We start from the raw sequence: 22,985 nt of genomic DNA, 5'->3' as shown, positions 1-22,985 counted from the left end.
TTATCGTGCTCCCCCATTGATTAAATTTTGCGATGCTTCGACTGCCTTTTTATTCAGTTGTGTATAGGCATCCGAACGGCTAATTTCTTCATAACTTGTGCCAATACTGAGTGCCTCAGCTGCGAGGGCAGTTTGCCAAGCTTGACGTAGAATTTGTAATTGACCCAATCGAAGATTCTGCAGTTGGGTGGTTGCTTGTTGAACGTCGGTAATGGACAGTTTCCCTGCCTGAAACCCTTGTAAAGTACGGCTCTGAACTTTGGTCGCCAAAGTAACTTGTGCTGTTGTGGCATCGAACTGGCTACGTAAACCTTTGAGCTGATGCATGCTGTTGGCAATATTGAGTATTTGTTGCTTCAGCTCACGCTGCTGCTGTTGGTTCAGCAATATTTGCTGTTGCTGGACCATCGGGATCGCATATTGCTGGCGGTTGAAAATATTCAGTGGAATAGCCACGCCGATTGCCAAAGTCGTATCGTTGCTTTCATTAGGGGTTTTGCTACGTTTCATGCCTACATTTAAAGTCGGATTGGGACGTGCCTGAATTCTTAAATTTTCAATTTGATGATCCGATTGCTGAATGTTCAAGGCATAGAATTTTTCTAGCCACCCTTCAGCAATATACCGTTGCACAGTTTGGAGACTTTGCTCTGGCCAAGGGATAGCGGTTTTATTCAATTGAAGATGTGAAGATGTTTCTCCCCCCCACAAATTAGACAGCTGACGACCGGCAGCTTGTTTATTCAGCATCGCTTGCTGATAAAGTCGTTGGATTTCTAGCGCTTCAATTTGGGTACGCTCAAAATCAACCAGGGCAATACTGCCTGCCTGATAGCGTTTCTGGGCACTGTCCAGATTGGCTTTACTTGTTTTTAACTGTACTGAATAAGCAGACTGCTCAACCTCAGCAAGTGCAAATTGCGACCATGCAAATTTAACAATCAGTTGGCTTTGTGCCTTCCATAATTGCTGTTGCAATTGGATTTGTTGATTCGAGGTATTGGCAATCACCCGGTTCAGCTTACGCTGACCAAATAGATCTAGAGGTTGACTAACGCCAACATTGAATTCCTGTTCTTGACCTGAGCCAAAGCCAGACTGTTCTAAACTTATACTTGGATTCTGCCATAACCGACTTTGCTGAATATTCAATTCAGATATTTGCTGAACTTGTTGCCACAGCTTGTCTTGAGTCTGGTAACTTTGTACTTTTGCTAAAGCGGATTCAAAGCTGGTAACGTTTTCAGCATAGCTATATTGCATAGCCGCTGCACATATACAAGCAACCAAGCTATGACGCAAGAGTATAATTGATTGTGAAGACATGATTTTTCCCACTTATTTAAATAATAAAAGTGGTGGGAATGTTTTAGGCTACCCCACCATGAGCGGGGAAAATTCGGGAGGTGGGCTTTGTTGAAACAGGTCAGGAGCCTGATAGCTGTTTTTCCAATGAAATTGTGGATTCACTTTAACTTCAGAGCTTGGATGAAACACATCTACTTTTTCATTTTGTACAATCAAATGCGTCATCGATGGTAGATGATCTTGATGATCTTCACCGATTTCTAAATCGCTACTGAATGTTTTTATGTTTTCTGACTGTCCATTATGATCGTGTTGACGACTATCGCTGGCACACAAGGTATTTTGGTGATGACCAAAATGATAACTCTGCTGTGATTGAGGCTGTTGTTCATGGACACAAAAGGCCGCCGCCACATTCCAAAAGCTTTGGAACATGAACAATCCAACCAAGACTGTAATCCATGTAGTAGAACGCATCATCATAACAATCGAAAAATTTGTACCAAGTATAAGGCTTAGAGCCACTCCAAGGTCAAGCTTAATAAATTAAATTAAACATTCAATGAACACTGAATAGCCGGCACTTTTGCAAATTTACCTTGTCTCTATAAGCTCACATCAATTTCAGGTAAGAATAACAATAGATAGTGAACCGTACCGGGTTTGTCGGAGACTTTTTATTTAAGTTAGGCCACCGGTAATCCTCCCATAAATAACCGAAGTTAAAAGTAGAGGTACACATAAGTTAAAATTTTATAGAATTGCTTGAGTTCAAAATCTCTAATTAGCATGTATTGAAAACATGAATATTTATCTAAAAAGAGAACTATTTAACATCATGGCTGTTATACGCAATAAAAAAACCTGGGCACCAACCCAGGTCTAAAATTTAAAAAACAGATAAATATCAGTGCAATAAACTCATTTTTCTAATTTCGCATAACGTGTATTATGTTAATTTTAGAGAAACTACTAAATTATATTGGGTTGTAAATATTTGAAATTCCGTTAAGATATTTTGGATTAAATTCTATTCCTAGATAGCATTCGTGTTGACTCATCTCTCCAAAAAACTTTGGTTTTGTTTTCTTATGGTTTTTGCCATAGGATGGAGTAGTGTGTCTGTTGCATCAGTAAAGATAATGCATATCAATATGCAAACTGAAATGAGCCAAGATCATTGTTTAGATCAAGCACAGCAAGTCACTCAACATGGTATTAATCACGAAGTACAGACGAATACCGATTGCCATAATCATTTAGCTCTTAATCAGAATATAGATCACAAAAAGTGTCAGGAATGTTCTAGCTTATCCTGCCAGACACAGATCTCATGTCTTCATTCTTTGCAAAGCTCGCTAGATCCCCTAGATACCTTCTATTCTATAGATCAGCCTAATTTTTATTACCCCAACCAATATCTAAATGGGTATTGGCAAGAAATTTCACGTCCTCCTAAAACTTAACCATTTTTTTTAAAATTTATTTATTTTTCAAAAATTAAGGTTAAGTTATGTCTCATAAAATTAGTTCGTACCTATTAGCAGGTATTTGTTTTGCATCGTCGCCTTTGGTTTTTGCCGAAGTGCGTGAATATCAGCTTGTTATTGATGAAGCAGTGGTCAGCCCAACTGGAAAGCCTGTAAAGCGCATTACCGTAAATGGTCAATTTCCTGCGCCTTTGCTTGAGTTTGAAGAGGGTGATGAAGCCATCATTCGCGTGAAAAATAATTTAAAAAACCAAGATTCTTCTATTCATTGGCACGGACTGTTGTTGCCGGGCATTATGGATGGTGTACCGGGATTTAATGGTTTTAACGGTATTAAGCCTCAAAGCGAGTATGTTTATAAATTCAAGATTCGCCAAAGCGGGACTTATTGGTATCACGCTCATTCTAAAGGACAGGAACAGGACGGCTTATATGGTTCTTTTGTGATTTATCCAAAAGGTAAAACACCATTGGCAGCACATGAAAAAGCTGAACGTGACTATGTGGTGATGTTGTCAGATTTTCATGAAAAAACCAGTGATCAAATTCAGAAAGATCTTAAAATTTCAGCTGAATATTATCAAGATCAGCGTGAAACCTTGGGTGATGTTTGGAAGCAGGTTAAACGTGATGGCATAAAAGCGACATGGTCTGACCGCAAAATGTGGAATCAGATGCGTATGCTAAAAACCGACATGTCGGATGTTACAGGTTATACCTTCCTCATTAATGGCAAAACACCTGAACAAAATTGGACAGGAATGTTTAAACCGAATGAAAAAATTCGCCTACGTTTTGTGAATGCATCTGCGATGTCTTTCTACGATGTCCGTATTCCTAACTTGAAAATGACTGTGGTCAGTGCTGATGGTCAGCCTGTAAAACCTGTTGCTGTGGATGAGTTTCGTATTGGCACAGCTGAAACTTATGATGTGATTGTGGAGCCAAAAGGCGGACATTATCAAATTGAAGCTGAGTCAATTGACCGTTCAGGCTATGCGATTGGTACACTGCACAATGAACTAAATCCTATGACACATGGCATTCATATGCCTGCACCACGTCCACGCTCACTTTTGACCATGGAAGATATGGGACATGGTGGTGGTGATCATGCAGGAATGGATCATTCGAAAATGAACCACGGCAATATGCAAGGCATGGATCACTCGAAAATGGATCATTCAAAAATGAACCATGGCGATATGCAAGGCATGGATCACTCGAAAATGGATCATTCAAAAATGAACCATGGCGATATGCAAGGCATGGATCACTCGAAAATGGATCATTCACAGCATGGCACAGCAAAACCACAAGAAAATGATCAAGTGGTTTATGGTTGGGCAAATGCATCTACACCTGCGGGCAATAAAGCCTTGCAATATAGTGATTTAAAATCTTTAGAACCGCAAAAAGATACTCGTGAAGCTAGCAGTGAATTAGTAGTGCGTTTGGGCGGTACTATGGAGCGTTATATTTGGACGATTAACGGTAAAAAATTCAGCGATGCTGAGCCATTAAAAGTGAAGTATGGCGAGCGTATCCGTATCAAATTTATTAATGACAGTATGATGGCGCACCCCATGCATTTACATGGCATGTTTATGCAGTTGGAGAATGGTCAAGAGTCGGTAGATATGCCGAATAAACACACATTGATTGTACCACCGGGTAAAACAGTCACTGCTTTATTAACTGCGGATGAGTTGGGCGAATGGGCAATCCATTGTCATTTGTTGTATCACATGAGTGCAGGAATGATGAACAAGTTGATCGTGGCAAATGTTAGCGATGAACAAGTGTCTACAACGCCAATTCAAGGTACAAATTCGACTCAAACTCACCAAGTAACTGAGCAAAAAGGAGCTGGACATGCACATCACTAATTTTGTATTTAAAGCGTTTTTTTCTGTTGCGGTATTGAGTTTAACAAGCTTAAGTTTGGCGCACGAAGGGCATCATTCAACTGCTCAGACTGATGGAAAAAATGTACCATCAATGAATCATCAAGCGATGTCTGAGATGGATCATTCACAGCATTCTCCACAAGAGCATGCACAACACATGCAGATGATGGGGAAAATGAATCATGCTGCACATTCAGCACCGATGAACCATCAACATGCAGGTCATCAGCCAATGCATCACAAATCAACAGAGAAACAGCAAGATCAAAAAGTACAGAAAGGAGATCAACATGCGCACCATTAATCTTTTTTCTAAAACTGTTTTAGCAAGCTCTTTGTTGATGGTCAGTGCAGTGAGTTTGGCACATAATGGTGAAGATCATAGTGCGCCTGAAAAAATGACAGTTGCTACATCTTCTAGTCAAAATCAGCCGATGCAAATGGATCGCTCTCAAATGAACCATAGCCAAATGAATCAGGCACAACATCAGGCAACATCTACGGTTAATCATTTACATCATGTACCAGATGCGAATGCTCAGCAGAGTTCGCATTATGATCATCGCTCAGAACACGGTGCGCAAATTTATGCGATTACGACAGTGGACAATAAGTGGCTTGTCAATGAAGATGGCACAGGTGATTTAAAGTCAGAGTTTGAAACCCGTATTGGCACAGATGAAAATAAGCTTTTTATTAAAATTCATGCCGATAAAGAAGAATCGCATGATGCACATTATGATGCCAAACTTTTATATAGCCGTATGATTTCAGACTTTTGGGATGCACAGATTGGTGCACGTTATCGTAGTGAAAAAGTTGAACTCAATGATCATCGCAAAGACACCGAAGAAAATGTTGATGCGGTGATTGGCTTACATGGTATGGCGCCATATTTCTTTGAAACTGATGCTTATCTCTATGCGGGAGAAGACAATTATGCGGGCTTTAGCCTAGAAACGGAACGTGATTTTCTGATTACGCAAAAGTTGATTATTCAACCTTATTTAGAGTTGGATGCTATCTTTAGTGATGACTCTAAATATGCGAAAAAAACTGGTTTAAGCAGTGCAACCGCAGGGTTTGAAACTCGCTATGAAATCAGTAAAAAGATCATGCCTTATATCGACATTGCCTATGAGTATTCAAAAGGTAATGATGAAACGTCGTGGCAAATAGAATCAAACTCTGAGAAAGGTTGGTTATATGGAGCTGGTGTTAGATTTAGATTTTAATTAATTTAATGATTACTAAATAGCTTTATTTAAATAAAACTCTAGCTTAATGTGGCCGGAAGCAAAATGTTAACTTATTTTGCTTCCTTCCATTTAACATAATGGATATTATACGAAGTACACTTGTAACTCCAAAATAGAAATGTCCGGTTTCTCCAAAGTAAAAATGTCCGCTTTTAGAATATGCGCTGTTGCAATTTTCTTAGCGGACGGTTTGATATGTTGGTGTCTATGTCGGATAAAGAACTTAAACGATTGTCGGTCTTGCAAGAAATCTGTGATCAACGCATAACCCAGCCCCAGGCTGCTCAGCTACTTCATATTTCAGAACGTCAGATCAGACGTTTATTGCAAAAATACAAAACTCAAGGTCCAACTGCATTAGCCCATGCTGCACGTGGCCAAATCAGCAATTCCAGGCTTCCTGAAGAGCTCAGACTCAAGTGCCTCAATCTGGTCGCTGAACAATTCCATGGTTTCGGACCCACTTTAGCGCATGAAAAGCTCACCACCGTTCATGGCTTTGATATTTCAGTTGAAACACTGCGTTCCTGGATGATTGCAGCAGATCTGTGGATTCCTCGCGCCAAGCGCCTGAAACGCCCGTATCAGCCTCGTTACAACCGGGATTGCTTTGGTGAACTGATCCAAATTGATGGCTCACACCATGACTGGTTTGAAGGACGCGCTGCTAAGTGCTGTTTGCTGGTGTTTATCGATGATGCGACAGGAAAATTGCAGCATTTACGCTTCTGTGAATCAGAATCAACCTTTGACTATATGATTTCAACACGTTTATATGTCGAACAGCACGGTAAGCCTTTAGCGTTTTACAGCGACAAACATTCAGTCTTTAGAGTGAATCAAAGCAGCAAGAAAGACACCAAGATTACCCAGTTTGGACGTGTACTCAGCACCCTCAATATCGATATCATCTTCGCCAATTCACCACAGGCCAAAGGCCGTGTAGAACGGGCGAATAGAACGCTTCAGGACCGTCTGATCAAAGAAATGCGCTTGGAAGGCATCTGTTCGATTGAGCAAGCTAATGCCTGGCTACCCTGCTTCATTGAGCAGTTCAATCAGAAGTTCGCCAAGATGGCTTTTAATCCTAAGAATCTACATCGGCCTATCACTGAAACAGCCGAAGAATTAGATGATATTTTTACTTGGCGTGAACCCCGCAGAGTCACCAATAGCCTGACGATTACTTATGATAAATGCGTATATCTCCTGGAAAACACCGAAGAAAATCAAAGGTTGATCGGTAAGTATCTTGAGTTCCTGGAATACCCGGATGGTACTGTAGCCCTCATGCATGATGGCCGAAAGATCAATTACAGCCTCTTCGATAAATTAAGTCAGCTGAATCAGCGAGAGATTGTTGAGAATAAACGGTTGAGTGCTGTTCTGAATCATATCCAACAACAGCATGAAGAACTGGAACAGCAAAACAAACGTAATCGTTCTCAAAAGATGCCAAGCAGACGTGCACAGAAAACAGCGATTGAACAACGAAATCTAAATCCTGTGCTTGACTTGGAAATGTCCATATAGGACATTTCTATTTGGTTATTAGGTAGGACATTTCTACTTGGGAATAACAACACTTGTATATTAATATAAATATCAATCACTTGAAAATTTAGCCATGACTAAGAAAAAGCAAAAAATCGGCTTTTGTAATAAGTTGGTGAGTTTTTAAGCAGATCTGTAATATTTTGCCAGTAAATTTGATTAAAAAACGATCAATTTGGCAATCAGTGCCCATTTCATCGGCTTTCAGGATCCGAAACTATCCCCAATGGCTGTGGATAAAATTTAGGCTATTTTGTACGCCCTGGCGCACAACAATCTCGGCTCTTTGCGGCTACCAGGAACAGTGGAATTTTCCTATGATGAACTCATCAGGAACAGGAAGTTCCAAACAACAAGAATAAGAAAGATCGCACCAGGAGCGTGAGGTAAGACAGGAGTCATACCTAGCAACCCAATATGAGAAACCCCGGCAGGATGCTGGGGTTTTTTATTGTCTGCATTTAAGGTCTAATCAGTCTTAGCCAATTCATTTTGGTTGATAAGTTTAATCAGCGCATTTTGAACAAACTCATCAAGTTCAATCCCTTTTTCTTTTATGATGGTTTCTATCTTTGCTAGCGTTTCACTTTCTAATTCGAACTCGATTTCTGCTGATGTTTCCATGAGTAAATCATAGTTATTTTCGACTATCTTTTTAAAGGTTTCTTCTAGATCTTTTGTTGATGGAATATTGAAAGATAAGCGTAATGAGCTATTGATAATTTCAATATGGGTATACCCTAAATATTCAGTACTTTTTCCCACAAATCCTAAGTGCTTCATAAAAAACCTTAAATAAATATAGTAGAGAGCTGTCTAAATTAAGCCAGACTCTCTTTTACAAATTTTGGATCAACAATAAATAATCGAATAAGGGATGTTGCTGCTCCTGATGGTCTTCTCGCACCTTGTTCCCATGATTCAAGAGTACGTCTTGATACGCCAAGAATCTTAGCAAACTGATCTTGTGTTAGTTGAGCCTTTCTACGAGCTAACGCTACATCTGTCTCAGTGATTACGGTTCTTTTCGCTGCATTACTAGTAAGCATATCGTCGATGCCTTGTAATATTTCAGCTTCAATATCCCTAGTTGCTTCAAAAGCCTCAAGTTCTTTTTCAGTCATTAAACGAGTCATTTAGTTTCTCCACTAATGCTTGAAGAGTCTTCTTACTAAGCTGTACAGTTTGCTTTTTACTGTACAAGGTTAATAACCAAATCTCTCCATTTGCTAAACGATTAAAGTAGATGACTCTGACACCACCACTTTTACCTCTACCACCGCTAGTCCATCTAATCTTACGAATACCACCTGCATTAGGCTCTACATCTCCTGCTTCAGGATTTAATGCTAAGAATGTTTTGAATTCCTCATATTCTTCCTGAGTCCAATAAACAAGACAGTATTTAGTAAATAATGGAGTCTCACATATTGTATACATTGATTGCATTCATACTACCTTGTAGTAGTTTATTTTATACTACTTTGTGGTATTTTTAAATGATAATTCTTAGTTCTCAGGATTAAATGCCTATTTAAGTGATGTGCTGAAAAGGTTGCCGACACATAAAGTGACTCAGATTGAAGAATTGCTACCACACCGCTGGAAACCTGAACCGAATTCTCTGTACACGACAAAAATAGATAACTCATTGAAATAATGTCACAATAATTGTTTTCTAACGACGAATACTATGACACATCTCAATGAGTTATATCTTATCTTAAACAAATCTCTAAAATGGAACAAGTCACATTTAAAGTGCTTTGCGCTCATCATGCTTGTGATTATTTTAAAGCAAACATGTAATCTTTCTTCTGCATCTAAAGCCTTGCCCATCAAGTGTTTACCACAATCATTTTATCGACGTATGCAGCGCTTCTTTGCAGGTCAGTATTTTGATTATCGTCAAATTTCTCAGTTGATTTTCAATATGTTTTCATTCGACCAAGTGCAACTGACTTTAGATAGAACCAATTGGAAATGGGGAAAACGAAATATTAATATCCTGATGCTCGCAATCGTTTATCGTGGAATAGCGATACCTATCCTTTGGACATTGCTTAATAAACGTGGAAATTCAGATACGAAAGAGCGTATTGCTTTGATTCAACGCTTTATAGCCATTTTTGGTAAAGACCGTATTGTGAATGTGTTCGCAGACAGAGAGTTTATCGGTGAGCAGTGGTTTACATGGTTAATTGAACAAGACATCAACTTCTGCATTCGTGTTAAAAAAACTTCATTGTCACCAATCATTTAGGAAAGAATCATAAAATTAGTGATTTATTTCGCCATCTTAAAGTTGGTCAAATTGAATGTCGTAAACGACGGATTTTGGTTGGTCGGGTGAAACTATATATAAGTGCACTACAGTTAGAAAATGGAGAGCTTTTACTCGTCGTTTCTCCTCAGTTTAATGCCAATGCTATTCAGGATTATGCATTACGCTGGGAAATTGAAACCTTATTCAGTTGTCTCAAAGGACGCGGGTTTAATCTTGAAAATACGCGCTTGACAGACCCTAGACGAGTGAAAAAATTGATTGCGGTGTTAGCTATAAGCTTCTGTTGGTGTTACTTAACGGGTGAATGGCAACATAATCAAAAAAAAGCGATAAAAATAAAGAAGCATGGACGACTCTCAATGAGTTTATTTCGCTATGGTTTAGACTATGTTCAAATGGCGATTCAGCGTTTAATTGGTTTTGGGAAAAAAGAAGAGTTTAAGGAAATTTTGGCAATTTTAAGAAAGCAGAATCCTGATAGGATAAGGGTTCTGTGAAATTTGTCGTGTACAGAGAACCGAATTAAAAAATAGGCATGGGGTTCAGCGGACGCTTACGTTCAATTCGTATAACCACCATTATGTTAAATAGAATCAAAAAACCTCCAATAAAATCGTTATAGTATTATTATTTATTGAGTAGATAAGAGAATTAAATTAGTGAAATACTCAAATGAACAAATAGTAAAAGCACTCTTACTTGCTCCTTTACCTTTACTTTTTTTAACAACAGTCCTGTTTATCGCAGTGAATCACGAATACAGCCTATACTCGATTTTCGTAGTTCTTGTAGGACACGGTCTTATTTACTTGGCTTATTGTATTTTGACTGTGCCTTTTAGCTACATATTCTCAATTCTTTTAAATCGTTATAACAGACTTAATTTATTAACCATCTGTATTACCTCTCTAATTATTGCTACTCCATTTTTTATTCTTTTAGGATGGGGGCATACTGGAAAGATTGCTGAAGATTGGTGGAAGATGTATACCAATACATGGGCTAGCTTTCTGGCTCTATTTCCTGGCTTATGTTATTGGCTGTTTTTAATTAACTTAAAAGATAAAGAATAGTTATGAAAAAAATATTATATTTTAATTTTTTAGCGATTATTTTGACTTACGTATCTTTGCTTTATCAAAAAAATATATTAGTTGCTCGCATAGTTGTAGATAAGCTTGAAAAAGTTAAAGTCATAGCTGGGGGATTTCCTCTCCAGTTCCTTATAGATGGTGAAACCTCTCCAGTCGGAAGTATAAGTATCAATCCTTTATTTATTTTCATCGGCATGGATCAATTTGTTTTTCTCAATTTTTTTATTGATTATTTATTTTGGATAAGTATTTTATTTGCTTTTTCTATGATTGTGAAAAAGTACAGAATTGTATAGATCTTCTAAAATTAACATAATACACGTTATACGAATTCCCAAGGCATGGCTTTTAGTTATACTTTTTCTATCAAAAGACTATACCTGAATGATAGCGAGCCAAATCGCATACAATATCTATCATTAGACTTAATGCAATAATTAAATGATAGTATTATCATTAATCTAATAGAATTAAGATTAAATGATAGAAATGAATACACGTATTTATCTACGAGCTTCAACTAAAGATCAAGATGCAGAAAGGGCTTTGCAGATTCTTCAGGATCTAAACCAAAACTTGAATTTGGGTGAAACCATTGTGTACGTGGAAAACTATAGTGGTACGAAGTTAGACCGACCTGAATTGAATAAGCTACTGTCAGAAGCAAATCAAGGTGACACATTGTTAGTTGAAAGTATTGACCGCTTATCACGCCTAACCCAACGAGATTTTCAAGAGCTGAAGCGCAGGATCCAGGAGAAGGGACTTCGTTTAGTCGTAGCAGATCTTCCTACTACCTACCAAATGATTCAAACCAGTGACAGCATTACTCATTCAATCTTGGAACTCATCAACAATATGTTGATTGATCTTCTGGCAACAATGGCCCGCCTAGACAATGAGAAACGTATAGAACGTATTAAGCAGGGCCTGGCACGTTCGGGTTACAAACCAACAGGCAAGAAGGCAAATGAGGCTAAACATAAACGAATAAAAGAATTGCTAGTAGTTGGCAATATGACTAAGGAAGAAATTGCCAAAGCAGTGAATTGTGGAGTTGCAACTGTCTATCGAGTTGCTAAAGTTATCTAAAAGAGGCTTATCTCAACGCGCCCCCAATGGGGCACCGCTGCATTCAGGTTACTTCACATAAGAAATTTTATGTTAAATGATTGTTAGAAATGCCCCTTGATCGAGGCATTTTCTATAAAGAATACTAAAAACTAATTAAAGCCAACCAAGTTTCAAAACAAGGCAGTTCTCAGCAATCATATTTTTAAATTATATAACTCCCAACTGAGCTTTTGCTCCAACGATAAGGCTTTCATTTTGAGTTTCTAAGGCAAATAAACCATACATCAAAGGAGAGGCCGCTGCTCTTTCTAAAGTCTGTTCATATAGTTTATTCCAAACTTTACCCCCTAGTTTTTCATACTCGATGATTAGAGTTTTGAGGCTTTCTTCTCCAAACAAAGTTACATGCCCAGCAAAATCAATCGCTGGGTCATCTATATGGGCTGTTGACCAATCAATAACGCCTGAAACAGCTCCATCCTTTGAAGCTAGTACATGCCCAGCATATAAATCGCCATGTATAAATTGGGTGAAATCTGCCCATAGAACATCATTATCCAACCATTTTCTGTAGCGGGTTTCCAATTGCTCACTTATACCAATTTCAGATTTTACTAACTGCAAATTGTTTGCTATTTCAGGTCTTAAATCTGAAGGTTTCATAATTTTCAAATCATTTTCCCGAACTTCTTTTTCAGGAATACTATGGATTTCAAATAAGGTTTTTGCCAAAGATGTTATGTATTTCGGGCTATCTTTGTCCATATTCCAAATTATTTCATAGGTTTCAGCATCCAAATTTAAAACAGGATTATCTTTAAGTATGGGATAAGCCACTAATTCTGTAGATGAAATTCTCCAATCAGGAACCTCTACAGAAAGATGTTTTTTTACCAATTCTAAAATGCGTTTTTCTTTCTTGATTTGTTCCCTCATGCCATCACGACGAGGAATACGCAGCAACCATTGTTGCCCCTTTGTATCAAGAGCAAAAACGACCTTAAAATCAATGCCCATTTCATTGAAATTCATTTTGTCCGTAAGCAACAAGCCGTGTGCTTCAGCAAGTGATTGAATATCTTGAATTGTCATTTTTAATTTCCTTTAAAGAGTTCAATAATTAATGTTCGGATTAGATTGGCTATCATTAACAATCTCTCTCAAAAGTCTTGATGATTTTGTGGTCTTTGATCTCGTAGATAATGTCAGCAATATTATCGACCAATTGCTTGTCATGAGATACGAAGATAATAGTTCCTGCATAGGACTTCATCATTGTTTCTAATGCGGCAATACTTTTTAGGTCAAGATAGTTTCCTGGTTCATCCATAAGCAAAATATTATATTTTCCTAAAAGCATTTTGGATAAAAGCAGTTTGATGATTTCACCTCCCGATAAGTCGGATAAGTTTTTTTGAATATCATTCGCTCCGATCCCCATTGAAGCCAATACTGCACGAATTTCCGCAACTGTGTACTCGCACTCTTCCTGCATAAAGGAGAGCACAGATTTATGCGTGTTAAATTTATATCCTGTTTGTGTAAAGTAGCCAATTTCAGCTTTTGGAGATATGGTTAATCCATCAGCACGTTCTGATATCATTTTTAACAAGGACGTTTTCCCTGTTCCATTCGATCCAGTTATAGCGACTTTAGCGCCAAGCGGTATTATAAAGTTAGCGTCATCAAAGATAGTACGGCTACCAAATTTTAAGCTCAGACCATCTGCCGTAATCGGGAACTTATTGTGCAGTTCTAGGGCTGAACTTTGACGAAAACGAATAGAACGCAAATGCTCTGGTGCTTGAATATCTTCTAATGCAGCCAAACGCTTTTCCATACTCTTAGCTGCCTGATACAGTTTTCTTTGCTTGGTGCCAGTCATTTTTGCATGCCCAAGTCGTCCAGCACTTTCGGTAGAGTTTTTGGATTTTTCTCCTTTTTTCTTATTGTCTAATCGATTAGCTTGCTGGCGTTTTTCTTGCACAGCAGATTCTAATCGCTCCCGTTCCTTCATCATCAGCTCATATTCTACGGCTTGGTGTTGTCGCTCTTCTTCTTTTTGACGCAAGTAATCCGAGTAACCACCCCAATATTCCGTAATTTTACCGTCTTTTAACTCCCATATCTTGTCTACAACCATATCAAGAAAATATCGGTCATGACTGATAACAAGTAATGCTCCATCAAATGCTTTAAGTTGACCAATAAGTAGATCTATTCCATTGAGATCAAGGTGGCTGGTTGGTTCATCCGCTAGAATGCCATGTACTTGTTGGGAAAATGCGGCAGCAATTTTTGCACGAGTTTCCTCTCCGCCACTCATTGTGTCGTTTTGTACATTGGAAACACCAAGGCGAGATAACATTGCCCGGTCTTCGACCGTTTCTATTTCGATTCCGCCCAGTTGGCTGATATGTGCAAAATCACCAAAACGCTGTAATGTCGCTTCGGCTAAAACAATTTCGCCATTAAGTACTTTGAGTAAACTACTCTTTCCTGCTCCGTTATCACCCACAAGACCAATACGGTCATAAGAGTGAATTTCCAATTCATCAATATCCAAAACATCACGCCCAGCATAATCCAAGCGTATGTTTCTCGCTTTAATAATTAAACTCATTTTTATTTACTCCTGTTTAGCTCTTGAAATTTTTTATGCAGCAAACAGGATTTAGGTGAAAACAAAAGCTAGCATCACAGTGTCCTCCCAAAAAAAAAGCTATTCATCCACAGGGTGGACAAATAGCTAGTCAATTAAGTTATAACTGGAAACTATGCACTAAAAGCATACTTATAAATTAAGCATACTTTTACTTTATATATCCGCATATATTCTTAAAGACACAACAAAAGCCCACCATTATAAAATAGTGTCACTATGCAAATAGTTGTGTCTTAACGAATGCGGATAGAATGCATAAACTTACCTAAAAAATAAAATTCAGTTTTATGATAACTTTACTGTTAAAAGAAGTCTAGACAACCTTGTTTTATGCTTGGATATAAGGCTTATTTTAAAATAATAGTAGTGAAGATTTTCTAAAATTAACATAATACACCTTATACGAAATGAGTTATAATTGTCTTTATTAATCAATGGCATATATCATTTTGATTGGCCCGTATCCTCCAGATCGGGCTTTTTTAATGATTTGTCACGTTCCACGCCTACTATTTAATCAATGTTCCACACTTTTAATTAGCTCAGTTGAATAATCAGGATGCCTGGTCTTTTTCTTTTTGGCGTTCATCCAGCTCCTTTTTATCTTGGTACGATGCGATCAGCATGATCGGGATCAACAGCGGGGCCACAATAATGCCTAGGGCAATGTCTTTCAGTTTCGGCATGATCTTTCTCCCTTAGTCATTATCAAAAACAGCATTCAGTACACGGCCAAATAAGCCACGTTTTTTCTTTGTCTCATAATGTATATTTGGTACGTGTTTTGGTGTTTCATTAGGGCGTGTCACCAATGTCTCATGGGATTTTTTAATTTCGCTATCTCTATTATTATCAATAGCTTCACTTATTTTAGTATTGTTGTCGCATGGTGCATCATTGGAATGTGTCACTGGTGCATCATGAGACATTTTTTCTTCAGACTCTTTATGCCCTAATAGCAATTGAAAGCGGTCTATTTGATCTAAATAGCGTTTCTCACGATCTTTGTATGACTCAATTTCCTTTTTCATAAAATCAACAAGCTGACGTAAATCAGCATCATCTTTAGACTGATCCACTTCTTGTTTTTGTTCATGCTTTTTGATCGGCTCTCCAAAGCAGCGAATGACTTCTGCAATATCAAAAAGACCATCAGCGCTTCGAGATATACGCCCTTCTTTTATAGCCCTATATAGCGTAGAGCGACTAACATTAAAGCGATTGGATACTTCACTTAGTGATAACTTAGCCATTTACTAAGTCCTTTTTATTTGATGGCATATATCCCACTTTTTTTAGGTATGGGTATAGCTCTTTGAATTGAGCGGGATCTTGTAGCATCTCAGCAATACGTACAGCAAACTGTTGGTAGCTTTCAGTTCCCTGGGAATAACGACCCATTTCAGGAAGTTCAGAAAGTTTATTTGCAAACAGATGGCGTTGTGCATCAGTCATCTTTGTAAAGAAATCTAACGTATTCGGATCTCTTTCTATCGGTGGGTTGTCCTTCTTTTTCTGTTTAAAAGTAAAAGAGAATCCTGAAATTGATCGACCTCTTTTGTGTTGCTCATACTTCACAGTGATATCTGTATGTTCGTTAATTTGTTTAATAGCAAGCTCAAGTACACTAGTTTTAAAGCGTTCCATACGCTTGTACTCTGTATCGAGTACGCCAATTCTTTGACGGAAATCACTTACCTCTATAATAGGAGTAGAGCCAGTACTTCTCCAAGCAATTAATAATTCATATAAGCGAACAGCATAAGCACTGCTGAGATTACTAACTTGCTGCAATTCGTATTTAGTGAAATGCTCTTCTAAGCGTGTAATTAAGGGAACTATGGCTGGGGCAAAGATAAGTTTAACCACTGCTTCATTATCTACATATCCAATTTCACTAACCCAACGGGATCTATAGTTCTCAATATTCCCTCGTTCATTTATTTTTTGATAGCTAAATTGTCTTGCAAATAAATCATTACAGGCATCTTTTAATGCTTGATAAGCCGTATTGCGATGTACGCCAAATTGATTGATATAGCCTTCTGCATGTACTTCAAGGGGATCATTAGCATTAATACCTTTCCCGCTTTCTCTTGCCTCAACAATGGCCAATAAAATTAAACGTTGTTCTACTAAATCTAAGTTATAGCTTGCATTAATTAAGGCATTGTCTTTTACAACTAATTCTCTCATGAAGCACCAGTATTATTTATTATGCTATGACACAATAATTAATTTTAGTGCTATAAGCAAGGTAAACGGTGTCATATTGCAAGGTAAACGGTGTCATATTGCAAGGTAAACGGTGTCATATTGCAAGGTAAACGGTGTCATATAGCCTTTAAAAGTGTTGTAAATTAAAGCTTTCAGCATGTCTAAAAGCATTTAAAAGATTAAAAATAATTAAAAGCCCAGGGAATGAAAAATTGCCCTTGGTTTTCGCTTCGCTCAAACTCTATTGAACTTCGCTTTCGCTCAGTTCGTCGGGGCAATTTTTTGGTGAATACTTGCGTGACTTTAAGAAAAAGCAAAAGCAACTCGGAATTCGCTTCGCTCATAAAACTTTTTTATTCGCTACGCTCGATCCAGGAGCAAATTTCTGCATGAAACTTACGCTTTCTTAGGCTAAAGAGGACAAAAAAATGTTTTTCAGAGGGTCTAGACGCAAATTTTGATAGTTCGCTCGTAGACACTCGCTCTATGCATCTATCTAAAGTCAAAATCCCTCTTTATTTCGCTCTCATTTGCGTTTTTTGAGCTGTTTTCTGTTTTTCGCTATGAGATCTATGCTTTTTAGGTAAGGGCTCTTAAATCGCATTTGAACGCTTTCTGTGAAGCTTTTCATAATTAAAGTTTTGGTTTGAAATTTTTAACCTGGATGAATGGACAAAAAATTGATTTTTTACGTTTTTCTAAACAAAGAAATAAATACTTTTTTCCATGCAAAACCAAGCACCGGCCCTACGTCACTTTAGCCAATTTTCCAATCCAAGATCCGGCACATGCCGGGATTTTTTTGTCACACACCACGCATCTAACGATGAAACCCCTCAAAGCCTTACAGGATAAGGATTTCAGCGATTTTTTAGGGTCTCAGAAACGTGTACAGAAAAATGGTCTTTTTTTAGAATAAGTAGTTGAATTATATGTTTTTTATGCTGTGCACATGCTTGTACATGAAAACCATACTTTTTTTAGATAAAGTATTGATAAATTTAATAAAAATCATGTACTCATAGTTGTACATAAAAAAAGCATTATATTTAAATAAGTTTTTGTTTTATAATAAATTAATTTTGTACAAATAGATTTGTACGTAATTTACTTATTCTTTTAATTTAAATTATTGAATTATCTTGATTTAATCTTGTACAAACTCTAATTTCTATAAGAGATGTAATTTATGAGCGAAAAAGTCAAAACTTATGCAGTCAGACTAGATCCACAAGTAGCCGAATTCTATGATCAATTGGCTAATTCAGAAGGAATCAGAACCAGTAAATTATTCAGTAAAATTTTGACCAATGATTTTCAATCTATTGCTGTTAAGCAGCAGGCCGATCGTATCGAGGATCTGGTGAATCGATTAGAGAAGCGAATAGATGATTTTGAGGAAGATAATAATTTTTCTGAAAAATACTATGAAGATTTTAGTAGTACTTACATGATGCTTTTATGGCTGTTAATGAAAAATGGTGCTTCTAAAGATGAAATTAGAAGTATGCAAGCTAAGGCCGCTAATTATGCGGAACAAAACTTTTCTAAGGAATCTTAATTTTGGACAATATTATTCAAATTTCAAAACCATGTACGCTTTGTGGAAATGGACAGAATGTACAGCTTTTTGCAGACTTAATGCTTTGTAGAAGTTGTCAGGAAAATATTAAGCTCACTAATCCAGGCATGTTTGCGGCCAATGATGAGATTGAACAAAAAGCCTAGGATTAACCTGGGCTTCGCATAAGAAATTTTATGTTAAATAGCCATTTTAACTAACTAAATGGTGTCTATTCAAATCACCAAAAATATTAGCGAGTGTCTACGAGCGTCACATTAAACAAATGCTTACCTTCCTCCTTGATTACTGCTTTTGCGGTATATGAAGTCAAGGAGGAAGTTTTATAAAGATAAGATATAAAAAATTCTTTTTTCTCCGTAATAGTATCCATACTAATTATTACTGTTTACACTTTGATTTAACTTTGAGATTAAACTTTGAATTTAAGCCTTGATATAACTTTGAACTCACTAAAAGTTCAATTTTTAATCAAAGCTGTTTTTCTGCTTTTTGTATTAACTCTCGTTCAAACTTACTTTGATCCCTTATTCGATTTTTACTATAGGGATTTTTTGTTCTGTATTTTAATCTAAATCTTGGCTTTATTGAGGCATTAGCATAGTCACAATCTACAAATCCGAAGGCAATTTTTGATACTGAAGTTCCGCGCTTAGAAACGTGATTTAGTTGAGTAGTCATAGACTCTTCTAAATTATATCCACCTGAAAGAATCTTATCTGATATAGCTTTTTGGTCTTCTGTGAACAGCTCATACATAAAGATTTTTTCATCATCTGGTACCTCATCTGGTGAGTCAGTAACGAAGAATACAGGTTCAATAAGTTGCATATCCCATAAAGGGCGCATAATGATCCATGTACCTCGCTCATTTAATTTAGGACAATATTCAGCTTCCCATACTTTACGTTCGTGCTTTCCACGACCTACAACTTTGTATTCACCAAAAATACCGAAGTCACTATCACCAGAGCAAACCCATTGATAATTTAATTTAAGAAAATTTATGCAATGGTTGAATCTTGTTATTATTGATGTATGTAATTTTTCTTCATTTTCATATGGGTTAGCCCAAATAATTTTCTCCGATATACATCCTGTTTCTCGCATATCTTGAAAAAAATATAATCGAATAAAATAATATAAAAGCCTCTTATCATTTCTTTTTTTCAATCTATTCACAGGAGAGCACTCACCTTTAACGCCAACAATTAAGCTATTAGGTAGCCAAATATAGTTTCCTTCTTCTTTAGTAGTATTTTTGATTTCATATTCTGGGCGATCTCCAGCTTTTAATACTGGTTTTATAACTTTTACGAAGCCTGTATCGATTAAGTTCTTTAAGGCTTTTTTTGCAGGAACCTCTGTTAGCCCAATGTATTTTTTAACTGAGTTAATACTCCAAGTACTTTTAATGTGACTAGCGTCAGTTCCACATGCTAGAGATAAAAAAACAACCATTTCATTTATCCCACATTCTTCATGTTCGTAAAGTTCTTTCCATATTTCTAATCCAATAGCGAATAGTCCATTTTGACCTAAAGAAAATCTGTTTTTAGGCTGTTCTATTTGTTCATTAGGATTCATAACTTCTGACCCATTTTAAAAGTGATAATTTTATAAAACACTATATATAGTATATTTGTTGTTGATTTTACACTATATGTAGTATAAATTGTATTGATATTAATCAGAATGAGATAAAAAATATGGCTAATAATGCTAAAAAAACTTCCAGCAAAGTCGCTTCTAAGGCATCAGAGATTTTGCGAGATCCTTCATCTTCAGCTATAGCAAAAAAGTTATCAGCTTCTGCATTAGCTCAAACCAAAACAAATAAACAGACAGGGAAAGAAATGGAAACTACTGCTTCTGCTGTATTAAAGAGCAATAAATATAGTCAAGAAACTAAAGAGATTGCGGCTTCTCTTGTTTCTCAATCAAATAAGAATCGATAATCTCAGGAGAATAAAAGGTCTCAAATTAATATGAGATTAATTATTGAGAGCGTGGGCGATGTCCTACGCTTTCTTATTTTTTTTCTGTTTTTTTACTATATCTAATTCGGGTGATTTTTCTTCCAGGATTTTCACTAGTGGAGATAGATCATAGATACTTCGGCCTTTATATTTATTGCTGTCTCTAGAAGTTTTATTCCTAATTATAAATCCCTTTGTTTCAAGCCCTGCTAGAGTTCGTTGTACAGTTCTAGTAGATACACCTATTCGGTGAGCAATTCCTGCTTGTGAGGGATATGGGAATTCTTCTTTTTTCCACCAATGTGTTAACAAGTTAAGTAAAACATTAATTTCTATAGAAGAGAGACCTAATTCTTTTTGAGCATAAATTAAAGTAGTTGGAACAGGAGTAAAACCTAGTATTAGAGAAGTCTCCCCCCATTTCTCTTTTAATTCAAAATTTAACATAAATTTTTTATAAACCTATTCATATATATATATAAATTAATATATATATAGTACGCCAAAATTGTCGTAGTTGATAGTGACATACTTGTCTTATAACCTCTAATAATAAAAGTTAACTTAATTTAATTTTCTTAGGTATTTAGGGCTCGAAATGTTCACTAGAACTGTTCAAACGCTTAAAAATAGTACTGACTTAGTTCAGAGATTTACTATGCCTGAAATTAAAGAAGATTTTGAATTACGTAAACTTTCTCGTAGAGAAAGAAATAATCATTACATTTTAATTTTTAAAAACGTCATCAATCAAAAGAAAGATTGGGAAGACGTAAAAGTTGTTGCTGAAATTCAGGAACGAAATAGCCGGCTAAGATTTAATATCAAAGCATCTAAACAGTATCCAGAATTAGCTTCTTATGAGAAGGTTTTAGAAGAAAAAATTAATGCTATCATTAATACGAATTCTTTATTAATCTCATAAAAACTTAAGGATAGCTGTGTCCCCACCTCATATCTTACCTGAGGAGGATTATAATAAGCCTCTTCATACAAGACCTTTCTGCTTTAATTATGATGAAACATTAGAAATTAGTTTTTTCTTTAATCCTAGAGAAGCAGCTATTTTTAAAATTCAAGAATATAAGGCTCAAGCTGGGAGTGAATATAGCGGTTGTATAGAAGTATCTTATTGCCATTTTAATGAAATGGCATTGGATGGGGTATGTGCTGTCGCTGAAGATTTTCAAGATCCATATGAAGCTGCTAACGAAGCATTAAAAGCATTTGATATCGAAGATGAAATATTAATAGGACGTTATGCGTTTAAAGATTTTGAAGTCCATGCTGAGGAAGTAAAAGTTGGTAAACAAATAAAAGGAGCTTATGTTGTTCCAGATTATCAAGAGAGCGGCATTAGTTCATTTGTATATAAACACTTAACTAAGAAATATGGTCTTTTGATTTGTGATAATTACCAAACATATATGGGGCATATGTTGTGGGTATTGAGTATCCTCAAGTGGGGAATCATTAAGGTTTATGACTGTGTAGAAAAGAAATTTATAGGAGACGTTGAATATAAAGACTGTCCCGCAAATTTAAAGCCTTGGTCTATCCCTTTTAATTTTCCTATGCAAAATGAAAAATATCTAAGATTAGATATGTGTGTCAGAACAGATACCCAGTTTCACAATATTGTATTAGTTGCAGATACAACTCTCTTAACATAAGAACATTAAAAAACCCGACATAATGTCGGGTTTTTTATTAAACAGTCTTTCTAATTTTATGCAAGCGTTCTGCTTCCACAAAAGCTAATAGAAGCTTAGAGGAAAATTTTGTTTGTGATGTTCCCACTGTGAAAATCAATGAAATAACGAGACCAGTTAGAAAAAGCGTCAGTGAAGAAGCATCCGTCATAAAAAAATGTTGGTTAAAGTTTTTTAAAAAACCAACTGCTGCAAGGTTGAACAAAATTAGTAAAACTACAGGTAAAGCAATAGTAATTTTCAACAGAGAAACTCACTATGAATGAATGACATACATTCATTCTGGAGATAAATTGCAAAAAAGTGAGTGGCTAAATATTCCACTTTTAAAGAATAATTATGCTTAATTATGAAATAAATTTTTTTATTTAAATTGATGAAAAACAATAATTTTCTAAGTACTACATCTTATGTGAGAGTCATTAATTACATATTTTATTTGCTGATTATCATTTTATCTATTTCTTCCTCGTTATACCAGAATTCCTCTCTAGTTCTAAAACGGACTAAATTAGGATCTAATGCTCTGTTTTCTTCCTTAGCTAAATCTATACCAATTATTTTTCCTGCCCTTGGAACAAATTATCTACGAGATCACCGATCTTATATTTATTTTGGGACATTCTAAATTCCTTCTCCAATTAAGTTTTTCTAAAATTAACATAATACACGTTATATGAACTTACCAAGCATGACTCTACTGTCATACTTTTTCTATCAAAAGACTATACCTGAATGATAGCGAGCCAAATCGCATACAATATCTATCATTAGACTTAATGCAATAATTAAATGATAGTATTATCATTAATCTAATAGAATTAAGATTAAATGATAGAAATGAATACACGTAT

At 36.3% G+C, this 22,985-nt stretch carries 25 protein-coding genes and 1 pseudogene; 13 read left to right on the top strand and 13 right to left on the bottom strand.

What is annotated here, in order from left to right; genetic code table 11:
• Together FTT74_RS12580 and FTT74_RS12575 are read right to left on the bottom strand one after the other, a co-directional pair.
• Entirely contained in the window at positions 1-1,326 is a 1,326-nt protein-coding gene (locus FTT74_RS12580) for a TolC family protein (RefSeq protein WP_035269736.1), read from the bottom strand.
• A gap of 48 nt (positions 1,327-1,374) precedes the next feature.
• On the bottom strand, positions 1,375-1,788 hold the full coding sequence (locus FTT74_RS12575; RefSeq protein WP_225530251.1) for a cation efflux protein, CzcI-like: 414 nt from the start codon (positions 1,786-1,788) through the stop codon (positions 1,375-1,377).
• 1,033 nt (positions 1,789-2,821) lie between these two features.
• On the opposite strand from FTT74_RS12575, the gene FTT74_RS12570 reads away from it, so the two are divergent.
• The 4 genes from FTT74_RS12570 (at position 2,822) to FTT74_RS12555 (ending at position 7,500) form a co-directional block, all read left to right on the top strand.
• Complete coding sequence (locus FTT74_RS12570; RefSeq protein WP_104988058.1) at positions 2,822-4,687, top strand: copper resistance system multicopper oxidase; 1,866 nt, start codon at positions 2,822-2,824, stop codon at positions 4,685-4,687.
• Entirely contained in the window at positions 4,674-5,012 is a 339-nt protein-coding gene (locus FTT74_RS12565; protein WP_004897649.1) for a hypothetical protein, read from the top strand. The genes FTT74_RS12570 and FTT74_RS12565 overlap by 14 nt, the downstream gene beginning before the upstream one ends.
• Positions 4,999-5,943 (top strand): copper resistance protein B, encoded by a 945-nt coding sequence (locus FTT74_RS12560; RefSeq protein WP_154320112.1) that lies wholly within the window; start codon positions 4,999-5,001, stop codon positions 5,941-5,943. Before FTT74_RS12565 ends, FTT74_RS12560 begins: the two co-directional genes overlap by 14 nt.
• A 231-nt stretch (positions 5,944-6,174) precedes the next feature.
• Complete coding sequence (locus FTT74_RS12555) at positions 6,175-7,500, top strand: ISNCY family transposase (protein ID WP_096902756.1); 1,326 nt, start codon at positions 6,175-6,177, stop codon at positions 7,498-7,500.
• A 489-nt stretch (positions 7,501-7,989) separates the two neighbouring features.
• Here FTT74_RS12555 and FTT74_RS12550 read toward each other — a convergent pair whose 3' ends face one another.
• From FTT74_RS12550 to FTT74_RS12540, 3 genes are read right to left on the bottom strand one after another with little or no spacing between them, the layout of a single operon-like run.
• A complete protein-coding gene (locus tag FTT74_RS12550; RefSeq protein WP_104505826.1) occupies positions 7,990-8,304 on the bottom strand; it encodes a hypothetical protein in 315 nt (104 codons plus the stop codon).
• 38 nt (positions 8,305-8,342) lie between these two features.
• Positions 8,343-8,657: a DNA-binding transcriptional regulator gene (locus FTT74_RS12545; RefSeq protein WP_104505827.1), complete on the bottom strand. Its 315-nt coding sequence runs from the start codon at positions 8,655-8,657 to the stop codon at positions 8,343-8,345.
• The gene (locus FTT74_RS12540) at positions 8,638-8,961 is read right to left on the bottom strand and encodes a transcriptional regulator (protein WP_104505828.1); all 324 of its coding nucleotides are present in this window, start codon (positions 8,959-8,961) and stop codon (positions 8,638-8,640) included. Before FTT74_RS12540 ends, FTT74_RS12545 begins: the two co-directional genes overlap by 20 nt.
• 88 nt (positions 8,962-9,049) lie before the next feature.
• Between FTT74_RS12540 and FTT74_RS12535 the strand changes: the two are divergent.
• From FTT74_RS12535 to FTT74_RS12515, 5 genes and pseudogenes are all read left to right on the top strand, one after another.
• Positions 9,050-9,181 (top strand): annotated as a pseudogene (locus FTT74_RS12535) (transposase domain-containing protein); the annotation flags it as partial.
• 33 nt (positions 9,182-9,214) lie between these two features.
• Positions 9,215-10,305, top strand: a protein-coding gene (locus FTT74_RS12530; RefSeq protein WP_085940648.1) for an IS4-like element ISAba1 family transposase whose coding sequence is annotated in 2 segments (ribosomal slippage) — positions 9,215-9,755 and positions 9,755-10,305 — 1,092 coding nt in all. Because the reading frame shifts where the segments join, the coding sequence is not laid out codon by codon here.
• Between the two features lie 162 nt (positions 10,306-10,467).
• Entirely contained in the window at positions 10,468-10,881 is a 414-nt protein-coding gene (locus FTT74_RS12525) for a hypothetical protein (protein WP_179989130.1), read from the top strand.
• A gap of 2 nt (positions 10,882-10,883) precedes the next feature.
• The gene (locus tag FTT74_RS12520; RefSeq protein ID WP_070155405.1) at positions 10,884-11,198 is read left to right on the top strand and encodes a hypothetical protein; all 315 of its coding nucleotides are present in this window, start codon (positions 10,884-10,886) and stop codon (positions 11,196-11,198) included.
• Positions 11,199-11,382: 184 nt separating this feature from the next.
• Positions 11,383-11,994: a recombinase family protein gene (locus FTT74_RS12515; RefSeq protein WP_015060246.1), complete on the top strand. Its 612-nt coding sequence runs from the start codon at positions 11,383-11,385 to the stop codon at positions 11,992-11,994.
• 189 nt (positions 11,995-12,183) lie between these two features.
• Here FTT74_RS12515 and FTT74_RS12510 read toward each other — a convergent pair whose 3' ends face one another.
• From FTT74_RS12510 to repM, 5 genes are all read right to left on the bottom strand, one after another.
• On the bottom strand, positions 12,184-13,068 hold the full coding sequence (locus FTT74_RS12510) for an Mph(E) family macrolide 2'-phosphotransferase (RefSeq protein WP_000155092.1): 885 nt from the start codon (positions 13,066-13,068) through the stop codon (positions 12,184-12,186).
• A gap of 55 nt (positions 13,069-13,123) precedes the next feature.
• Positions 13,124-14,599 carry an ABC-F type ribosomal protection protein Msr(E) gene (msr(E), locus tag FTT74_RS12505; protein WP_000052512.1) on the bottom strand — a complete coding sequence of 492 codons (1,476 nt, stop codon included), beginning with the start codon at positions 14,597-14,599 and terminating at the stop codon, positions 13,124-13,126.
• Positions 14,600-15,195: 596 nt separating this feature from the next.
• On the bottom strand, positions 15,196-15,327 hold the full coding sequence (locus FTT74_RS13960) for a hypothetical protein (RefSeq protein WP_257221864.1): 132 nt from the start codon (positions 15,325-15,327) through the stop codon (positions 15,196-15,198).
• A 12-nt stretch (positions 15,328-15,339) separates the two neighbouring features.
• Positions 15,340-15,894 (bottom strand): plasmid replication DNA-binding protein, encoded by a 555-nt coding sequence (locus tag FTT74_RS12500; protein ID WP_179989131.1) that lies wholly within the window; start codon positions 15,892-15,894, stop codon positions 15,340-15,342.
• A complete protein-coding gene (gene repM / locus FTT74_RS12495) occupies positions 15,887-16,837 on the bottom strand; it encodes a replication initiation protein RepM (RefSeq protein WP_179989132.1) in 951 nt (316 codons plus the stop codon). Before repM ends, FTT74_RS12500 begins: the two co-directional genes overlap by 8 nt.
• 1,210 nt (positions 16,838-18,047) lie before the next feature.
• Between repM and FTT74_RS12490 the strand changes: the two genes are divergently transcribed.
• A complete protein-coding gene (locus tag FTT74_RS12490; protein ID WP_179989133.1) occupies positions 18,048-18,419 on the top strand; it encodes a hypothetical protein in 372 nt (123 codons plus the stop codon).
• 492 nt (positions 18,420-18,911) lie between these two features.
• On the opposite strand, the gene FTT74_RS12485 is transcribed toward FTT74_RS12490, so the two are convergent.
• Entirely contained in the window at positions 18,912-20,027 is a 1,116-nt protein-coding gene (locus tag FTT74_RS12485; protein ID WP_057979924.1) for a hypothetical protein, read from the bottom strand.
• 122 nt (positions 20,028-20,149) lie between these two features.
• Between FTT74_RS12485 and FTT74_RS12480 the strand changes: the two genes are divergently transcribed.
• Complete coding sequence (locus tag FTT74_RS12480) at positions 20,150-20,398, top strand: hypothetical protein (protein WP_034705816.1); 249 nt, start codon at positions 20,150-20,152, stop codon at positions 20,396-20,398.
• A 63-nt stretch (positions 20,399-20,461) separates the two neighbouring features.
• On the opposite strand, the gene FTT74_RS12475 is transcribed toward FTT74_RS12480, so the two are convergent.
• Positions 20,462-20,866: a helix-turn-helix domain-containing protein gene (locus tag FTT74_RS12475; protein WP_057979925.1), complete on the bottom strand. Its 405-nt coding sequence runs from the start codon at positions 20,864-20,866 to the stop codon at positions 20,462-20,464.
• A 211-nt stretch (positions 20,867-21,077) separates the two neighbouring features.
• On the opposite strand from FTT74_RS12475, the gene FTT74_RS12470 reads away from it, so the two are divergent.
• Together FTT74_RS12470 and FTT74_RS12465 are read left to right on the top strand one after the other, a co-directional pair.
• Complete coding sequence (locus tag FTT74_RS12470; RefSeq protein ID WP_227509390.1) at positions 21,078-21,344, top strand: hypothetical protein; 267 nt, start codon at positions 21,078-21,080, stop codon at positions 21,342-21,344.
• A gap of 16 nt (positions 21,345-21,360) precedes the next feature.
• Positions 21,361-22,092, top strand: a complete 732-nt coding sequence (locus FTT74_RS12465) for a hypothetical protein (protein ID WP_057979927.1) — start codon at positions 21,361-21,363, stop codon at positions 22,090-22,092.
• A 37-nt stretch (positions 22,093-22,129) separates the two neighbouring features.
• On the opposite strand, the gene FTT74_RS12460 is transcribed toward FTT74_RS12465, so the two are convergent.
• On the bottom strand, positions 22,130-22,375 hold the full coding sequence (locus tag FTT74_RS12460; RefSeq protein ID WP_057979928.1) for a hypothetical protein: 246 nt from the start codon (positions 22,373-22,375) through the stop codon (positions 22,130-22,132).
• Positions 22,376-22,985: the final 610 nt, after the last annotated feature.

The organism is Acinetobacter sp. YH01007 (assembly GCF_013420425.1).
Taxonomy (GTDB): Bacteria; Pseudomonadota; Gammaproteobacteria; order Pseudomonadales; family Moraxellaceae; genus Acinetobacter; species Acinetobacter towneri.
This window is presented reverse-complemented; position numbering and strand designations above follow the sequence as displayed.

Excerpts from the sequence above, each read along its gene's own strand:
- FTT74_RS12580 (WP_035269736.1), bottom strand. The coding sequence starts at position 1,326 with ATGTCTTCACAATCAATTATACTCTTGCGTCATAGCTTGGTTGCTTGT.
- FTT74_RS12575 (WP_225530251.1), bottom strand. The coding sequence starts at position 1,788 with ATGATGCGTTCTACTACATGGATTACAGTCTTGGTTGGATTGTTCATG.
- FTT74_RS12570 (WP_104988058.1), top strand. The coding sequence starts at position 2,822 with ATGTCTCATAAAATTAGTTCGTACCTATTAGCAGGTATTTGTTTTGCA.
- FTT74_RS12565 (WP_004897649.1), top strand. The coding sequence starts at position 4,674 with ATGCACATCACTAATTTTGTATTTAAAGCGTTTTTTTCTGTTGCGGTA.
- FTT74_RS12560 (WP_154320112.1), top strand. The coding sequence starts at position 4,999 with ATGCGCACCATTAATCTTTTTTCTAAAACTGTTTTAGCAAGCTCTTTG.
- FTT74_RS12555 (WP_096902756.1), top strand. The coding sequence starts at position 6,175 with ATGTCGGATAAAGAACTTAAACGATTGTCGGTCTTGCAAGAAATCTGT.
- FTT74_RS12550 (WP_104505826.1), bottom strand. The coding sequence starts at position 8,304 with ATGAAGCACTTAGGATTTGTGGGAAAAAGTACTGAATATTTAGGGTAT.
- FTT74_RS12545 (WP_104505827.1), bottom strand. The coding sequence starts at position 8,657 with ATGACTCGTTTAATGACTGAAAAAGAACTTGAGGCTTTTGAAGCAACT.
- FTT74_RS12540 (WP_104505828.1), bottom strand. The coding sequence starts at position 8,961 with ATGTATACAATATGTGAGACTCCATTATTTACTAAATACTGTCTTGTT.
- FTT74_RS12520 (WP_070155405.1), top strand. The coding sequence starts at position 10,884 with ATGAAAAAAATATTATATTTTAATTTTTTAGCGATTATTTTGACTTAC.
- FTT74_RS12515 (WP_015060246.1), top strand. The coding sequence starts at position 11,383 with ATGATAGAAATGAATACACGTATTTATCTACGAGCTTCAACTAAAGAT.
- FTT74_RS12510 (WP_000155092.1), bottom strand. The coding sequence starts at position 13,068 with ATGACAATTCAAGATATTCAATCACTTGCTGAAGCACACGGCTTGTTG.
- FTT74_RS13960 (WP_257221864.1), bottom strand. The coding sequence starts at position 15,327 with ATGCCGAAACTGAAAGACATTGCCCTAGGCATTATTGTGGCCCCGCTG.
- FTT74_RS12500 (WP_179989131.1), bottom strand. The coding sequence starts at position 15,894 with ATGGCTAAGTTATCACTAAGTGAAGTATCCAATCGCTTTAATGTTAGT.
- repM (WP_179989132.1), bottom strand. The coding sequence starts at position 16,837 with ATGAGAGAATTAGTTGTAAAAGACAATGCCTTAATTAATGCAAGCTAT.
- FTT74_RS12490 (WP_179989133.1), top strand. The coding sequence starts at position 18,048 with ATGAGCGAAAAAGTCAAAACTTATGCAGTCAGACTAGATCCACAAGTA.
- FTT74_RS12485 (WP_057979924.1), bottom strand. The coding sequence starts at position 20,027 with ATGAATCCTAATGAACAAATAGAACAGCCTAAAAACAGATTTTCTTTA.
- FTT74_RS12480 (WP_034705816.1), top strand. The coding sequence starts at position 20,150 with ATGGCTAATAATGCTAAAAAAACTTCCAGCAAAGTCGCTTCTAAGGCA.
- FTT74_RS12475 (WP_057979925.1), bottom strand. The coding sequence starts at position 20,866 with ATGTTAAATTTTGAATTAAAAGAGAAATGGGGGGAGACTTCTCTAATA.
- FTT74_RS12470 (WP_227509390.1), top strand. The coding sequence starts at position 21,078 with ATGCCTGAAATTAAAGAAGATTTTGAATTACGTAAACTTTCTCGTAGA.